The sequence below is a fragment of the Streptomyces sp. YIM S03343 genome, from assembly GCF_054729195.1.
In genome coordinates this window covers 455,485-470,712 of sequence record NZ_JBPUKX010000001.1, presented here as the reverse complement: position 1 = coordinate 470,712, position 15,228 = coordinate 455,485, and the positions used below count along the sequence as shown (strand labels likewise).

The following is a 15,228-nucleotide window of genomic DNA, read 5'->3' as shown; positions in this document are numbered from 1 at the left end:
TTTTCTGTTTTCCGTTTCGCTCCTCGCGAGGGGTGCTCAGGACGGCGGCGGCAGTGTCTGTTCCGCCCAGATGGTCTTGCCCGCCGCGGTCTGGCGGCTGCCCCAGCGTTCGGCGAGCTGGGCCACCAGCAGCAGACCCCGGCCGCCCTCGTCGTAGATCCGGGCCCGGCGCATATGGGGTGCAGCGCCGCTTCCGTCGGAGACCTCGCAGATCAGCGTGTCGTGCCGGATCAGCCGCAACTGGATGGGCGGGACGCCGTAGCGGATGGCGTTGGTGACCAGCTCGCTCACGATCAGCTCGGTCGCGAACACCGAGTCCTGCAGGCCCCACGCGGCCACCTGGTCGCAGGCCGACTTCCGGGTCTCCGCGACCATCGCCGGGTCCGACGGCACCTGCCAGGTGCGGACCTGGCCGGCCTCGAGGGCGTGGGCGCGGGCGAGGACCAGGACCACGTCGTCGGTGGGACGGTGGCGCACCACCGAGTGCAGGACCTCCTCGCACGTCTGGTCCAGGGTGGGGGCGGGCCGGCCGAGCGCGGTGCGCAGCATGTCGAGGGCGACGTCGACGTCCTGGTCGGCACAGGCCAGCAGCCCGTCGGTGTAGAGGGCGAGCGTGCTGCCCTCCACGAGGTCGATCTCGGCGGACTCGAACGGCAGACCGCCGAGGCCGAGCGGCGGTCCCGGGGGCAGGTCCAGGTAGCGCGCGGTGCCGTCGGCGGAGACCAGGACCGGCGGTGGATGTCCCGCGCGGGCCAGGGTGCAGCGGCGGCTCACCGGGTCGTAGACGGCGAACAGACAGGTCGCGCCGATGTCCCCGCCGACCTCGTGCGGCTGTCCGCGCGCCTCGGGGCCCTCCTCCTTGTCGAGGCGGATGACGAGGTCGTCGAGCTGGGTGAGCAGTTCGTCCGGGGCGAGATCGACGTCGGCGAGGGTGCGTACGGCGGTGCGCAGCCGGCCCATGGTGGCGGAGGCGTGGATGCCGTGGCCCACGACGTCCCCGACGACCAGGGCGACGCGGGCGCCGGACAGCGGGATCGCGTCGAACCAGTCGCCGCCGACCTCGTTGCCCGAGCCGGCCGGCAGATAGCGGTGGGCGATCTCCAGTGCCATCGCCTGGGGCAGCCGTTCGGGCAGCAGACTGCGCTGGAGGGTCAGTGCGGTACGGCGTTCACGGGTGTAGCGGCGGGCGTTGTCGACGCTCACCGCCGCCCGGGCGCCGATCTCCTCGGCGAGCGCCTGGTCGTCCGGGCCGAAGGGCTCCGGGTTGCGGTGCCGGACGAACTGGACCAGGCCCAGGGTGACACCGCGGGCCCGCAGCGGCACCAGCATCATCGAGTGCACCCCGTACCGCTGTGCGCTCTCGGCGCGCGCCGGGGACATCTGCACCCAGTTGCCCATGAAGGCGTCGCCCGAGTGGTACCGGAAGGCGTGGCCGCTGTGCAGCGTCAGAGCGTGCGGGGAATTGGGCGGACAGACCTCGGTGTCGCCCGGGGAGAGCACGGACTCGGGGCAGCCGGGCAGTACCGACTGCTGCGCGCAGCGCAGGAAGGAGATCGGCGCGCCGAACGGCACCGGCGGCGGCTCGTCGCCCCGGACGACATGGTCCAGCAGATCGACGGAGACGAAGTCCGCGAACGCCGCCACCGCCACCTCGGTCAGCTCCTCCGTCGTCCTGATCACGTCGAGGGTGCTGCCGATCCGCACCGCGGCGTCGTTGACGACGGCGAGATGGCGGCGGGCACGGTGGTGCTCGGTGGTGTCGAACACCGTCGCGCACATGCCCCGCACCTCGCCGGTCTCGTCCCTCAGGGGTGAGAAGTACGTCGAGAGCGCCCGCACGGTGGTCTCCCCGAGCGGCGGGGCCTGCGACTCGCGGTGCAGGGTCTCGCCGGTGCGCAGCACCTGCCGCTGGAGCCGGTCGAACTCGTCGAACGGCGGCCGGGGCAAGATCTCCCACACGGTCAGACCGCGCATCTCCTCCACCGACTGACCGGTCAGCCGGGTCATGCTCTCGTTGGCGCCGACCAGCCGGGCGTCCCGGTCGTAGACCGCCACCGGCATGGGCAGCTGGATGAGGGTGGACTCCCACAGCCCGGCCGCGCCGGACGCCGTGTGCCCTCCCCCGAGCGACGCCCTGTGCCCTCCCCCGAGCCCTTCGAACAGGGGGGACCCCCGGGGCGGGACGGGATCCACGGCGGTCACGACCCACAGGGGCGCCGCCCCGGCGGCTGCCAGCGGCACCGCGCGCAGCCGCGCCACGACCTGCCCGCCGTCCCGGTGACGCAGCGCCACCTCGCCGGCGTACTCCTGTCCCTCCGTGATGCTCCGGAGCGCCTCCGGAGCCAGCCGCGCGGCGAGGAGCCCGGCGGCGGACCGGCCTACGATCTCGCCCGGCGGGTACCCGAGGGCATGCTGTGCCGTGGCGCCCCAGGCCGTGATCGTCCCTCCGGCGTCGATCACCGCCGCCAGGCCGTCCGCTCCTGCCCCGCCTACGGTCACGTGGTTCAGCATCCCGCCGGACCGCCCCGTACGCCATGGGAGAACCCTCGGGGGCGCCGGTAGCGCGGACAGCCCTCTGTGTGCCGGATCACACCAGGGGCCGGAGGTCCGGAAAGGGTGGGCCGAAGGTCCCGGATCGACGGGACGGGCGGCCGGTCTTGACCCGGATGTCTGAGGTTAGCCTCTCCTTAGCTAAAGTGTGCGGCCGGGCGGGATTCGCCCGGCATTCGGAAGGCGGAGGCGTCGATGAGCGTTGCCGAGGAGCTGGTGGGGCGGGAGCGCCGTGGCACGGCGGTCGGGTACGGCGGCACACGGCGCCCCCTGGCCGAACTGGCGCCCGGCGCACGGGCCACCGTCGTCGAGGTCGTCGTCTCCGGGGCACCGGAGACAGCCCGCAGGCTGGGGGCCCTCGGCTTCACCCCGGGCGCCGTCGTGGAGGTCGTACGCCGCGCACCGCTGCGCGACCCCGTCGTCTACCGGGTCAAGGACTACGAGATCTGTCTGCGCCGTGCCCAGGCGGCCTGCGTGAGCACCGTCGAGACCGACGGGACCGGGCGGTGAGCGCCTCCTGCCACGACGACGGGAGCACGGCGGTCGTCACCGGCGACGCGCGCCTCGCCCTGCTCGGCAGCCCCAACGCCGGCAAGACCAGCGTCTTCAACGCCCTGACCGGGCTCAACGCCAAGACCGGCAACTATCCCGGAGTGACCGTGTCCCGGTTCGTCGGGACCTGCCGGGCGGGCGGCCGCGACCATGTCGTCGAGGACCTGCCCGGCACCTACAGCCTCGACCCGATCAGCCCCGACGAGCAGATCGCCGTGGACGTCCTCGGCGGGCACATCGACGGCTCGCCCCGGCCCGACGCCCTGCTCGTGGTCGTCGACGCCACCACGCTGCGCCGCTCGCTCGGCCTCGTCGCGCAGGCGCTCACCCAGGCCCTGCCCACCTGTGTCGTCCTCACCTTCACCGACGAACTGTCCGTGCGTCAGGGCCATGTCGACGCCGCCGCGCTCTCCGAGGCCCTCGGTGTCCCCGTGCTGCCCGTCGTCGGCCACCGCAGACACGGGATCGCCGCTCTGCGGGAACGTATCGCCGACTGGCAGGACTGGCCGGTGCCCGTCATCGCCCCGCCCACCGAACCCGCCGAACTGGACGCCTGGGCCGAGTCCGTCCTCGCCCACGCCGAGTACCGGCCCGCCGAACGGCACAAGGCCACCCAGCGCCTCGACGCGGTGCTGCTGCACCCCCTGTGGGGCACCGTCGTCTTCTTCGCCGTCATGATCACGTTCTTCGAGACCGTGTTCACCGTCGCCGCCCCGCTCCAGGGCGCCGTGGAGTCCGGCTTCGCCTGGCTCTCCCGCCTCGTCGCCGACCACGTCGGCAACCGGTGGCTCGCCGGGGTCCTCGGCGACGCCCTCATCGGCGGCGTCGGCGGTGTGCTGACCTTCGTCCCGCAGATCATGCTGCTGTTCCTGCTCCTCGCCCTCCTCGAAGGCGTGGGGTATCTGTCGCGGGCCGCGTTCCTCATGGACCGGGTCATGGCCCGCGCGGGCCTGGAGGGACGGGCGTTCGTCGCCCTGCTGTCGTCGTTCGCCTGCGCGATCCCCGGCATCATGGCCACCCGCACCCTGCCCTCCGCCAAGGACCGCCTGGCCACAATGATGGCCGCCCCCCTCATCACCTGCTCGGCACGCCTGCCGGTGTATGTGCTGCTCATCGGCCTGCTCGTCGACCCCGGCGCCAGCATCGGCCCGTTCGGCGCACAGGGCCTGATCATGTTCGGCCTGTATCTGCTCGGCGCCGTCTCCGCGATGACCGCAGCCTGGGCCATCAAGAAGATCACCGACCGGAACGGCACCTCCATGCCGTTCTTCATGGAGATGCCGCCCTACCGGCTGCCCTCGCCGCGCGCCGTCCTGCTCGCCATGTGGACCTCCGCCAGCGCCTTCCTGCGCAAGTGCTCCACCATCATCGTGATCACCTCCCTCGGCCTGTGGCTGGCGCTCAACCTGCCGCTGCACTCCGACGCAGAACTCCGTGCGGCCCACGTCGACACCGGCGACACCACCGCCGTGACCGCCTACACCATCGACCACAGCTACGCCGCCGACCTCGGCCGCTTCGTCGCCCCGGTCTTCGAGCCGCTCGGCTTCGACTGGCGCGTCAACGTCGGCGTGATGTCCGCGCAGTCGGCACGGGAGACCTTCGTCGCCACCCTCGGCCAGGTCGCCGCCGCCCAGGACCCCGGCAACCCCAGCCACGCGCTGCGCACCATGACCTACCCGGACGGGCCGCACCAGGGCGAGCGCGTCTTCACCCCGCCCACCATCGCCGCGCTGCTGGTCTGGTTCGCCTTCGCCCTCCAGTGCATGGCCACCGTCGCCGTGATCCGCCGTGAGAGCGGCACCTGGAAATGGCCGGCCATCGCCTTCACCTATCTGACCGCGACGGCCTGGGTGATGGCCTACCTGGTCCACGCCGCCACCGCGGCGCTGACCTGAGGACAGGTGCCGCCATGATCCCCCTGCACCCCCAAACCGTCCCCGACAGGCCGGAACAGCTGCGCTGGGTCATCCCGGCCGCCACCCTCACCTGCACCGGCGCCCCTACGGCGGTCCCCGAGCCGCTCGCGGCCCTGCTCACCGACGGCACCCTCGACCAGGTCACCGTGGAGCCCGCGGCCGTCGTCACCAGCCTCGGCGCGGGCCGTTCCTGGCGCGGCGACGGCCCCCGGGTGCGCACCGCCCTGCACACCGCCCTGGAGGACCCGGACGGCTGGCACACCGGGGCTGGCACGGGCACCGGGACGGACGAGCAGCTGTACGAGGCCGCCCAGGACGTCCTCACCGAACTGGTCGGACCGCACGCCCGCTCGCACGGCGGCAGCATCGAACTCGTCGACGTGCGGGACGGCGTCGTCAGCGTCCGCCTCGGCGGCGCCTGCCACGGCTGCCCCGCCGCCTGGTTCACCCTGCACCAGCGTCTGGAACGCCTGCTGCGCCGCCGGTGCCCGTACCTCGTCGAGGTGCGGGACGCCGGGCGGCACGGCTGAGAACCCTCCGAGCAACGGAGGTCGACAACCCTCAGAACAGCGGCGGCACCACGGCCTCGATCAGATGCGGCCCCGGCTCGGCGAACGCCTTGTGCAACTGGTCCGTCAGATCCTCCGCGGCGGTCGCGCGTGACGCCGGTACGCCCATGCCGTGCGCCAGCGAGACGAAGTCCAGGCCCGGCCGCGACAGGTCCAGCAGATCGCGCCGCGCCGTCCCCTCGCCCGACGACGCGCCCAGCCGCTGGTACTCCATCTCCAGGATCGAGTAGGCGCCGTTGGCGAAGACCACGGTCGTGATGTCCAGACCCTCCCGGGCGTGCGTCCACAGCGCCGAGACGGTGTACATGGCACTGCCGTCGGCCTCCAGGCACAGCACCGGCCGGTCCGGGCAGGCGAGCGCGGCACCGGCGGCGAGCGGCAGACCCTGGCCGATCGCGCCACCGGTGAGCGTCAGCCAGTCGTGCCGCGGCGCGCCCGCCGTGGCGCCGGGCAGCCACAGCCCCGAGGTGTTGGCCTCGTCCACCACGATCGCGCCCTCCGGCAGCACCGCCGCCACGGCCGCCGCCGCGTTCTCCGCGGTCAGCGGACCACTCGGCGCCTCGGGACGGAACGCCGGCGCGACGGCGGCCTCGGCGTGCGGGCCCAGCAGATCGGCGAGCGCGCCGAGGGCCTGTGCCGCGTCGTCGGCGGGCGTGGCCAGGGTGTGCACCCGGCAGCCCTCGGGCGTGAGCCGCCCGGGCAGCCCGGGGTGCGCGAAGAACGACACCGGCACCCGGGCACCCACCAGTACGAGGTGCCGCACACCCTCCAGTTGGGCGATGGCGCCCTCGGCGAGATAGCCGAGCCGCTCCACCTCGGGCAGGCCCGCCCCGCGCTCCAGCCGCGCGGGGAAGGTCTCGCACAGCAGCCGGGCACCGGTGGCCGCCGCGACCCGGCCCGCCGCCCGCAGCGGAGCCTCCCGGGTCGCCGGTCCGCCCAGCAGCAGCGCCACGGACTCGCCGCCCCGCAGCGCCTCGGCCACCTCGGCCAGGGTCCGCTCCGGCACCGGCGAGGCCGCCCGGGGCGCGACCGGCGGCGCGGGCTCGGCGCCGTCGGACCAGGACACGTCGGCGGGCAGCAGCAGCGTGGCCACCCGGCCCGGGGCACCGCTCGCGGCGGCCACCGCCTCGGCCGCGTCACCGGGCGCACCGGCCGCGTCGGTGCAGCGGCGCACCCAGCCGGAGACGGTACGGGCCGCCGCGTCGACGTCCGACTCCAGCGGCGCGTCGTAGCGCTTGTGGAACGTCGCGTGGTCGCCCACCAGGTTCACCACCGGGGTCCCGGCGCGGCGCGCGTTGTGCAGGTTGGCCAGACCGTTGGCGAGGCCGGGGCCGAGATGCAGCAGGGTGGCGGCCGGGCGGCCGGTCATCCTGCCCCAGCCGTCGGCCGCTCCCGTCGCCACGCCCTCGAACAGGCACGGCACGGCCCGCAGCCCGGGCTCGTCGTCGAGGGCGGCCACGAAATGCAGCTCGGACGTGCCGGGGTTGGCGAAGACGATCTCGACCCCGCTGTCCAGGAGGGTACGGGCCACGGCTCGTGCACCGTTCACGCTGGTTTCCGCCTTTCACACACTCTGTCGGTCACGCCGTCGGTCACGCCGTTGGTCACCCGGTCGGCCACCCGGTCTCCGGGACCCGGTCCCCGGACCAGTCACCGGGACCCGTCAGTCGAACAGGACGTCCGGGTTGAGGATCCCGCCGGGATCGAAGGCCAGCTTGATACGGCGCATCAGCTCCACCTTGGCCGGATCCGCGAGCTCCAGGAAGTACCGCTTCTTCGCCGTGCCCACCCCGTGCTCACCGGACACCGCGCCGCCCAGCGCCGTACTCGCCCTGAACAGCCGCTGGAGGACCACGTCCCGCGCCCTCGCGTCCGGCTGGAACAGCGCCAGATGCACATTGCCGTCGCCCGCGTGCCCGCAGCCCGTGACGATCGAGCCGCTGTCCCGGGCGATCACGTCCGCCTCGGCGAGCAGCCCCGGCAACGAGGCCCGCGGCACCACGAGATCCACCACGTCGTCGGCACCGGCCGCCTTCGCCGTCCAGAACGCGTGCTCGCGCGCCTCAACCAGACGGCGCGCTGCGGCCGGAGGCAGCACATACACGTCGAGCGCGCCCAGCTCCAGCAGCCGCTCACCGGCCGTCTCCACGTCCTCCTCCAGCCGGTCCGGCGAGTGGTCCTCCAGGACCACGGCCAGATAGCCGAGGGCGGTGTCGCGGATCTGTTCGGGGACCCCGAGCCCGAAGTCGTGGTCGGCGATGATCGCGGCCATGGTCAGCAGGTCGATGTACTCCAGCGCCAGCGGTTCGAGGCCCGCCGTCAGCAGCCGCGGCACCGCCCCGGACACCTCGTCGGCCGAGCCGAACGGCGCCAGCACCGTCGCGGTGTGCGCGGCGCGCGGCACAAGGCGCAGCGTCGCCTCCGTGACCAGCGCGAGCGTGCCCTCGGAGCCGACGAGCAACTGCGTCAGGTCGTAACCGGTGCTGGTCTTGACGTACTTGCCGCCGCTGCGCACGATCTCGCCGGAGGCCAGCACCGCCTCCACGCCGAGCACATGATGCCGGGTCACCCCGTGCCGTACGGCGTACATGCCGCCCGCGTTGGTGGCGATCGTGCCGCCGACCGACGCACTCTGCTCGCCCGGCCGCACCGGATAGCACAACCCCGCCTCCGCGGCCCGCGCGTCCAGCTCGTCCAGGGTGACGCCGGGCTGCACCACGGCGACCTGGTTGACCGTGTCGAGCTCCAGGATCCGGTTCATCCGCTCGAACGACACCACGATCCCGTCCGCCCGGGGCACACAGGCGCCGGACAACCCGGTGCCCGACCCCCGCGCCGTCACCGGGACCCGCAGCGCGCCCGCCACCTCCAGGACGCCCGCCACCTCCGCCGCCGACGCCGGACGCACCACATGCTCGGGCAGCCGCGCGGGAGCGGTCAGCGACTCGTCGTGACCGTACTCCTCGGGAACCGCGTCCCCGCTCAGCACATGCTCCGCACCCACCACCCCGGCCAGCAGGTCCACCGTGTCCGCCATGCCCCGGCCCCCTCACCGCCGCCGCCCGTACCCGCGGCACCCTGCCGCGCCGCGCCATGATGCGCCCACCGGACACCCCGATGAACCGGCCCAACTGGCCCCGGAACAGGGCCGGTTGACCCTGTCCTGGTCGCGTCCGAGGCGTGTTCCGGCCGTGCCCCCGGCCGTGCCTCCAGCCGTGTCCCGTCCGATGTCCCAGCCGATGTCCCGGCCGATGGTCCGGCCGATGGTCCGGTCACGGACCCGGCCGGTGGCCGCCCGGGTCCGTGACGTGGTCAGGATGAGTTCAACGTGATGGTCTCCAGCCACGTTCGGCACCTCCATGGGCGACTTCCTGTCCGACAGCTCCGGCCTCGGGTATCTCGGGGGCGCCCTGCTGGTCTCGGGGACGCTCGCGGTGCTCGTCGCGCTGATGAGGGTGCCGGTCGTGCCGAACGTGCTGCTGTTCTGGATCGCCTTCGTCCTCACCCGCCCGCTCGGCGCCACGGCCGGGGACTTTCTCACCAAGCCGGTCGCCAAGGGCGGCCTGGACCTCGGCACCGCGGGCTCCTCCGCTGTTCTGCTGGCCGTCCTGTTCGGTCTGATGGCCCACGCCCATGTCCGCGAGCGCAGGACCACGATGACGTACGAGGAGCCGGAGCGGGAGCTCAGCCGGGAGGCAGGGTGACGGTGAAGCGGGCTCCGGGGGCGTGCCCGGGGTCGTGGGACACCTCGCCGCCGACGGCGCGGGCCAGACGCCGTGCGAGCGGCAGTCCGAGGCCCGCGCCGTCGTGCCCGTCCGCCCGGTCGGCGCGCCGGCCGGGCTGGAACAACTCGGCGGCGAACCCCTCCGGCACGCCCGGCCCGTCGTCGGTCACCTCGATCCGTACGGCACCGGGCACGGCCCGCGCGGACACGGTCACCCTGGAGCGGGCGTAGCGCACGGCGTTGACCAGCAGCGGGCTGACGATGCGCTCCAGCAGCGCGGACGGGACACCCGCCTTGGGCTCCGGGCGTGTCGTCTCCACCCCGGCCGTCACTCCCTCCGGCGTGTCGAGGCGCCCGACCAGCCCGCGCAGCACCGGCGCCACGGACGCCGTACCGGGCGCGGCCGGCGGATGCCGCACGCTCTCCCGGGCGTCACTGAGCAGCGTGTCACAGATGCTCCGCATGGTCTGCGCGGCCTCGGACACCACCTCGAAGGCGGCCCGTGTCTCCTCGTCGCTGCGCGGGCGGGCCTGCCACCAGTCCATCTCGATGACGATCCGGGTGAGCGGGGTGCGCAGCTCGTGCGACAGCTCCCCGGTCAGCCGCTGCTCGTGCCGCAGCACGGCACGTATCCGGTCCAGCAGCGCGTCGAGCGACGTGCCCAGCCGGGACAGCTCGGCCGGGTGCTCCGCGGCGCCGAACCGGTCGTCCGAGGCCACCGCACTCCACCGGGTGGCCTGGTCGGTCATCGTCCGCACCGGCCGCAGCGCCCGCCCCACGGCCAGCCGGGTCAGCAGATAGGTGCACGCCAGCATGACGACGTCCAGGCTCAGCGCCCCGAACAACAGCGTGTCGGCGGAACTCCGGTACGGCGCGAGGTCCAGGGCGGTGACGACGGTGGCGGCGTCGGACCGCCCGGGTCCGGCGACAGGGCGGGCGCACAGCCGTATCGGCCGGGAGCCGGCGGTGACCTGGGTGGCCTGCCCCGCCGTGTGCAGGGTGGCGCAGGCCAGCCCGTCCCGCGCGGCCAGCCGGTCCGCCGCCCGGGTCAGCGGGCCGGTGCTCCCGGCCGACGGCGGCTTCTCCAGCAGCCGGGTCCCGGCGTAGATCCACACATTGGAGTCGAGCAGCCGGTCGTTCACCGTCTCCAGGACCCGGACGCGCGGCCCGCTGGTGTCGACGGTGGTGGCCACGGCCGCCGCCCGGGCGCGCAGCTCGTCGTCCGCCTGCACCTGCAGATGCCGGTTCACCACGGCGACGAACACCAGGGTCAGCGCGGCCATCAGCAGCGCGGCGGCGGCGACCGCCACCAGGGACAGCCGACCGCGCAGGGTGCGGGGGGCGAGCCGCCGCCACAGTCCGGGCAGCAGGCCCCCGAGGGCCGGGCCGGTGCGCTGGTCCGCCGTCACGACAGCCGGTGTCCGATCCCGCGCGCGGTGCCGACCGTCGTCGTACTGCCCGCCTCGCGCAGCTTGCGGCGCAGCCGGGTCAGATACTGGTCCAGGGTGTTCTCGCTGACCTGCGCGCCCTCCGGCCACGCCGCCCGGACCAGCTCACGCCGCCGCACCAGACCGCCGCCCGCCGCCATGAGCGTGGCCAGCAGCCGGAACTCGGTGGGGGTCAGGGCGACGGGGACGCCGTGCACGGTGACGGAGTGCCGGACCGCGTCGAGCATCAGGTCACCGGCGGTCGCGGCGGGCGCAGGCGCGGCCCGCTTGAGGGCGGCGCGCAGCCGGGCGACGAGTTCGGCGAGATGGAACGGCTTGGGCAGATAGTCGTCTCCGCCCGCCGAGAACCCCGACAGCCGGTCGGTCAGCCCGTGGCGCGCGGTCAGGAAGATCACCGGCGCCCCGAACCCGTTGGCCCGCAGCGCCTGGCACACGTCCCGCCCGTCCGCGTCGGGCAGCCCCACGTCCAGCACGGCGGCGGCGATCGTGTCGCTCGCGAGCCGCAGCGCGGTGGCGCCGTCGGCGGCCGGGACGGCCTGGAAGTCCTCGTCGTGCAGACCGCGCCTGAGCGCGTCACGCAGCGCGTGATCGTCCTCGACGACCAGGATCTTGGGGCGCATGCTTCTCCGTGGTGCTCGCGATGCTCACGGCGGCAGGCACCAGGGCGACAGCAGCGGTCGTCGTCGAGCACCCTCGTGCGAGGGAACGGATCAGGGGCGCGCGCGGCACACGGCCCGGTGACTACAGCCAGGTAGACGGTCTACGGAACTGTAGACGACTGGGAGCGGGGCCGGGTTCCCTGGCGGCTGGAAATGTGCGTGTCGAGCGGCCGCGGGCTTACGCCGGTGCCCTGCTGTCGGGCCAAAGCCGGCCGGGTAAGTCCGCTGCGGTTGGGCAGCGCCCCAAAGGGGCGCGGGGCTGTAGCGATATGCGGCTCCGCCGCGTGGGCGCGACCTGCCACAACGGTGCCGCAGACGGCAGACGGCAGACGGCAGACGGCAGACGGTAGGCGCTTCCGGCGGAGCGCTACGTGCCCTGTGGGCGGATACTGACATGGCGGACGTTCGGCCCCCACCGGGCCATCACCGGCGCCGCGCACCACCTGCACAGGGGGCTGCCGCCACGGCCGTAGCGCTGGGTCTTGCGGCTGCAGCCGGCGCAGGGGCCGACCAGGTCGCCGGGGCAGGTCACTGCCGAGGGGTCCGGGTCGCTGACCGGGGGCGGGGGAGTGCCCGGGGTGCCGGGAGTCTTCATGGTGCGTCCTGTTCTGGGCGGCGAAAATCAGCCACCCGGTGGCAGGATATCGACTCTCACATGCACGGTTGTTCGAGGCGAGACACGGCGGGCGTCCGGATGCCGGGCCCCAGGACCCGGAAAGCCGGGATTACCGGGAGTACGCGGGTCAGCGAATCGGGAAGATGGGCGGGGGAGTGGGCTGTATCTCGGCGTGTTCCCCGGTGACGAGGTAGATCACCCGGTGTCCGACGGCCACGGCGTGGTCGGCGAAGCGTTCGTAGTAGCGGCCCGCGAGGGTGACGTCCACCGCTGTCTCGACGCCGTGCTTCCACTGCTCGTCCATCAGATGCTGGAAGATCGCGCGGTGCAGTTCGTCCATGCGGTCGTCGTCCTTCTCCATCTGGAGCGCGGCCACCGTGTCCCGGGTGAGTAGGACCTCCCCGGCCTGTGCCATCAGCCGCTGGGCGAGCTGGCCCATCTCCAGGATGGTGCGGTGCAGATCACCGGGAACGGCCCGTTCGGGGAAGCGCAGCCGGGCGATGGTGGCCACATTGCGGGCCAGGTCACCGGCGCGCTCCAGATCGGAGCTCATCCGCAGCGAGGTGACCACGGTGCGCAGATCGGTGGCGACGGGCTGCTGACGGGCCAGCAGGGCGATCGCCTTCTCCTCCAGCGCGCGGTGCAGATCGTCGATCGCGTCGTCGGCGGATATGACGCGCTCCGCCAGCTGGACATCGGCGTCGAGCAGTGCGGCGGTGGCCCGGCCCATCGCCGAACCGGCCAGCCTGGCCATCTCGACCAGGTCGTTCCGGACCGAGTCCAGTTCCTCGTGATATGCGACGCGCATCGGCATTCCTCCAGGTCTCGCAAGTTCTTGGCCCACGTCTGTGCCCGCTGCTGCCAGGCTCGCACACCGTGCTGTGCCGCCTCTGGTCCGGGACGTGAACGGGACGGGTCGGCCTCTCGGCCGGAGTCGCACGGGAGCTTGCCTCGGCTCCTTTGCTGATCGTGCGGCGCGGGCTGCGGGGCACGATCCCTGACGGCGCCGGCATGGCATGCCACCTCTGCGGGACGGTGACGGCTGCGTGCAGCGGCTGACGGCCCCGCCGACGGACACCGGGCACGGCGCTGGTAGGGGGCGCCCGGTGTTGCGGTGCGGCGGGGGTGGGGTGCGCGGCCCGGCGATTACGGGGTGCCGCCGCGCCCACCCGTGCCGCCCCAGCGGCACGATTGCCCGCGGCTGGGCGATTGCCTGCGGCTGGGCGGCCCGGCCCGGCCAGGGGACGGTGTGGCCCGCCCCCGGACACCACCGCGGCCGGACCCCCGCGGTCCCCTCGGGAACCGCGAGAGCCCGGCCGGTGTTCGGCGGAGCCGTCAGGCGTCCTGGAACAGATCCGTGCTGAGGTACCGCTCCCCGGTGTCCGGCAGGACGACGACGATCATCGCCCCCTTGTGCTGCGGATACCCGGCGATGATCGTCGCCGCGTGCAGGGCGGCGCCGCCCGAGATGCCGACCAGGATGCCCTCGGCGCGCGCCAGCTCCCGCGCCGTGGCACGGGCCTGGTCCGCGGAGATCCGCTGCACGGAGTCGTAGATCCCGGTGTCGAGCACCTCGGGCACGAAACCGGCGCCGAGGCCCTGGATGCGGTGCGGGCCGGCGGAGCCGCCGGACAGGACGGCCGACTCGGCCGGTTCCACGGCGATCACCGTGATGCCGGGGTTCTTCTCCTTGAGGACCTTGCCGACCCCGGTGACCGTGCCGCCGGTGCCCACACCGGCCACCAGCACGTCGACCTGGCCCGCCGTGTCCTGCCAGATCTCCTGCGCGGTGGTGCGGCGGTGCACATCGGGGTTGGCCGGGTTACGGAACTGCTGCGGCATGAACCAGCCGTTCTCCTCGGACAGTTCGGTGGCCCGCGCGACGGCGCCCTTCATGCCCTCGGGGCCCGGGGTCAGGATCAGCTCGGCGCCGTACGCGGTGAGCAGGGCGCGCCGCTCCTTGGTCATGGTCTCGGGCATCACGAAGGTCACCGGATAGCCCTTGGCGGCGGCCACCATGGCCAGGCCGATGCCGGTGTTGCCGCTGGTCGGCTCGATGATCCGGGCACCGGGGGTCAGCTTGCCGGTGGCCTCGGCGTCCTCGATCATCGCCAGGGCGATACGGTCCTTGACGCTGCCGCCGGGGTTGGCGGACTCCAGCTTCACGACCAGACGCGCGGGAAGATCGGCGCCGTAACGGTTCAGCTCGACCAGCGGGGTGCGGCCTATCAGGGCGGTGACCGACGGCGCGATGGCCGGAGCGGCCGCGGTGTCCGACGCGGTCTCGGGGGCAGGGTTCGTCATGGCCGTACGTCTCTTTCGTCTGCGGAGGTGAGGATCCCGGCACGGTGTGCCGTGACGGCGTCCTCGGAACGGGGGTCCTTGGAGCGGGGTTCTTCGGGGCGGGAATCTCGGGAACGGGGGTCTTCGGGGCGGGGAGAACGGTCGGCGGAGTCCGGGGAGCCGGGCTCCTCAGGGTCCTGACGGTCCTGGTCCGGGGGAGGGACGGTGGCGGTGGCCTGCGCCGCGTGCACCCGCGAGTGCGCCGGTACGTCGCGCAGTACCAGGGCATGCGCGCCGATCATGGTGTCGGGACCGACCTCGACGTCACCGAGCACGGTCGCGCCGACCCCGAGGACGACCCGGTCGCCGATCGTGGGATGGCGCTTGGCCGACTTCCGGTCCTTCCACCAGCCGGTGCCGCCCAGGGTGACACGGTGGTACATCATCACGTCGTTCCCCACCACGGCGGTCTCGCCGATGACCACGCCCATGCCGTGGTCGATGAAGAAACGGCGCCCGATGACCGCGCCCGGATGGATCTCTATACCCGTGAAGGCGCGGGCCAGTTGGGACAGCAGCCGGGGCAGGAGCGGCAGACCGAGCCGGTGCAGTGCGTGGGCGACCCGGTGCGACCAGATGGCCCACAGGCCGGGATACAGCAGCACCTCGGCCCTATGGATCCCGTGCAGGGCAGGGTCCTTTCGGCAGGCGGTCCGGAGATCTTCGAAGATCATACGAATCTTTCTGTGGGGCCGGTCGCGACGCGCTGCGGGGCACGCCGTGCTCGCCGGGCAGAGGGGACAGCGGCTGTCATAGGAGAGTAAGCGCGGAGGTCTGTCACCGCCGTGGCGGGCTCCACAAGTGCCTGCCCTTGGTCGAAGCAGACCTCCGCGAGCCGCGGGTCCCTG

Annotated in this window: 12 protein-coding genes and 1 pseudogene; 5 read left to right on the top strand and 8 right to left on the bottom strand. The window is 73.3% G+C overall.

The window, feature by feature from the left end; translation table 11 throughout:
* Positions 1 to 36: 36 nt before the first annotated feature.
* Complete coding sequence (locus ACSYGN_RS02135; RefSeq protein WP_460391197.1) at positions 37 to 2,499, bottom strand: SpoIIE family protein phosphatase; 2,463 nt, start codon at positions 2,497 to 2,499, stop codon at positions 37 to 39.
* Between the two features lie 246 nt (positions 2,500 to 2,745).
* Here ACSYGN_RS02135 and ACSYGN_RS02130 point away from each other — a divergent pair, with 246 nt between their 5' ends.
* From ACSYGN_RS02130 to ACSYGN_RS02120, 3 genes are read left to right on the top strand one after another with little or no spacing between them, the layout of a single operon-like run.
* The gene (locus ACSYGN_RS02130) at positions 2,746 to 3,060 is read left to right on the top strand and encodes a FeoA family protein (protein WP_460391195.1); all 315 of its coding nucleotides are present in this window, start codon (positions 2,746 to 2,748) and stop codon (positions 3,058 to 3,060) included.
* Positions 3,057 to 5,000 (top strand): ferrous iron transporter B, encoded by a 1,944-nt coding sequence (gene feoB, locus ACSYGN_RS02125; RefSeq protein WP_460391193.1) that lies wholly within the window; start codon positions 3,057 to 3,059, stop codon positions 4,998 to 5,000. The genes ACSYGN_RS02130 and feoB overlap by 4 nt, the downstream gene beginning before the upstream one ends.
* A 14-nt stretch (positions 5,001 to 5,014) precedes the next feature.
* Positions 5,015 to 5,551 (top strand): NifU family protein, encoded by a 537-nt coding sequence (locus tag ACSYGN_RS02120; RefSeq protein ID WP_460391191.1) that lies wholly within the window; start codon positions 5,015 to 5,017, stop codon positions 5,549 to 5,551.
* A 31-nt stretch (positions 5,552 to 5,582) separates the two neighbouring features.
* Here the strand turns inward: ACSYGN_RS02120 and ACSYGN_RS02115 are convergent, their stop codons facing one another.
* A complete protein-coding gene (locus ACSYGN_RS02115) occupies positions 5,583 to 7,139 on the bottom strand; it encodes an acetolactate synthase large subunit (protein ID WP_460391189.1) in 1,557 nt (518 codons plus the stop codon).
* A gap of 114 nt (positions 7,140 to 7,253) precedes the next feature.
* Positions 7,254 to 8,627 carry an FAD-binding oxidoreductase gene (locus ACSYGN_RS02110; protein WP_460391187.1) on the bottom strand — a complete coding sequence of 458 codons (1,374 nt, stop codon included), beginning with the start codon at positions 8,625 to 8,627 and terminating at the stop codon, positions 7,254 to 7,256.
* 319 nt (positions 8,628 to 8,946) lie between these two features.
* Here ACSYGN_RS02110 and ACSYGN_RS02105 point away from each other — a divergent pair.
* Positions 8,947 to 9,030: pseudogene (locus ACSYGN_RS02105) on the top strand (hypothetical protein); the annotation flags it as partial.
* A 9-nt stretch (positions 9,031 to 9,039) separates the two neighbouring features.
* Entirely contained in the window at positions 9,040 to 9,294 is a 255-nt protein-coding gene (locus ACSYGN_RS02100; RefSeq protein ID WP_460403173.1) for a hypothetical protein, read from the top strand.
* On the opposite strand, the gene ACSYGN_RS02095 is transcribed toward ACSYGN_RS02100, so the two are convergent.
* The 5 genes from ACSYGN_RS02095 to epsC all read right to left on the bottom strand — a co-directional run bounded on the left by ACSYGN_RS02095 (position 9,275) and on the right by epsC (position 15,054).
* Positions 9,275 to 10,723, bottom strand: coding sequence for a sensor histidine kinase (locus tag ACSYGN_RS02095; RefSeq protein ID WP_460391185.1), 1,449 nt, complete (start codon positions 10,721 to 10,723; stop codon positions 9,275 to 9,277). The genes ACSYGN_RS02100 and ACSYGN_RS02095 overlap by 20 nt on opposite strands.
* Positions 10,720 to 11,382, bottom strand: a complete 663-nt coding sequence (locus ACSYGN_RS02090; protein ID WP_460391183.1) for a response regulator transcription factor — start codon at positions 11,380 to 11,382, stop codon at positions 10,720 to 10,722. Before ACSYGN_RS02090 ends, ACSYGN_RS02095 begins: the two co-directional genes overlap by 4 nt.
* Before the next feature lie 782 nt (positions 11,383 to 12,164).
* Entirely contained in the window at positions 12,165 to 12,845 is a 681-nt protein-coding gene (gene phoU, locus ACSYGN_RS02085; protein WP_460391181.1) for a phosphate signaling complex protein PhoU, read from the bottom strand.
* A 527-nt stretch (positions 12,846 to 13,372) separates the two neighbouring features.
* Positions 13,373 to 14,341: a cysteine synthase A gene (cysK, locus tag ACSYGN_RS02080; RefSeq protein ID WP_460391179.1), complete on the bottom strand. Its 969-nt coding sequence runs from the start codon at positions 14,339 to 14,341 to the stop codon at positions 13,373 to 13,375.
* On the bottom strand, positions 14,338 to 15,054 hold the full coding sequence (gene epsC / locus ACSYGN_RS02075) for a serine O-acetyltransferase EpsC (protein WP_460391177.1): 717 nt from the start codon (positions 15,052 to 15,054) through the stop codon (positions 14,338 to 14,340). The genes cysK and epsC overlap by 4 nt, the downstream gene beginning before the upstream one ends.
* Between the last annotated feature and the right edge of the window lie 174 nt (positions 15,055 to 15,228).

Coding starts and splice junctions, on each gene's coding strand:
- ACSYGN_RS02130 (WP_460391195.1), top strand. CDS start 2,746: ATGAGCGTTGCCGAGGAGCTGGTGGGGCGGGAGCGCCGTGGCACGGCG.
- ACSYGN_RS02120 (WP_460391191.1), top strand. CDS start 5,015: ATGATCCCCCTGCACCCCCAAACCGTCCCCGACAGGCCGGAACAGCTG.
- ACSYGN_RS02110 (WP_460391187.1), bottom strand. CDS start 8,627: ATGGCGGACACGGTGGACCTGCTGGCCGGGGTGGTGGGTGCGGAGCAT.
- ACSYGN_RS02100 (WP_460403173.1), top strand. CDS start 9,040: ATGAGGGTGCCGGTCGTGCCGAACGTGCTGCTGTTCTGGATCGCCTTC.
- ACSYGN_RS02090 (WP_460391183.1), bottom strand. CDS start 11,382: ATGCGCCCCAAGATCCTGGTCGTCGAGGACGATCACGCGCTGCGTGAC.
- phoU (WP_460391181.1), bottom strand. CDS start 12,845: ATGCGCGTCGCATATCACGAGGAACTGGACTCGGTCCGGAACGACCTG.
- cysK (WP_460391179.1), bottom strand. CDS start 14,341: ATGACGAACCCTGCCCCCGAGACCGCGTCGGACACCGCGGCCGCTCCG.
- epsC (WP_460391177.1), bottom strand. CDS start 15,054: ATGATCTTCGAAGATCTCCGGACCGCCTGCCGAAAGGACCCTGCCCTG.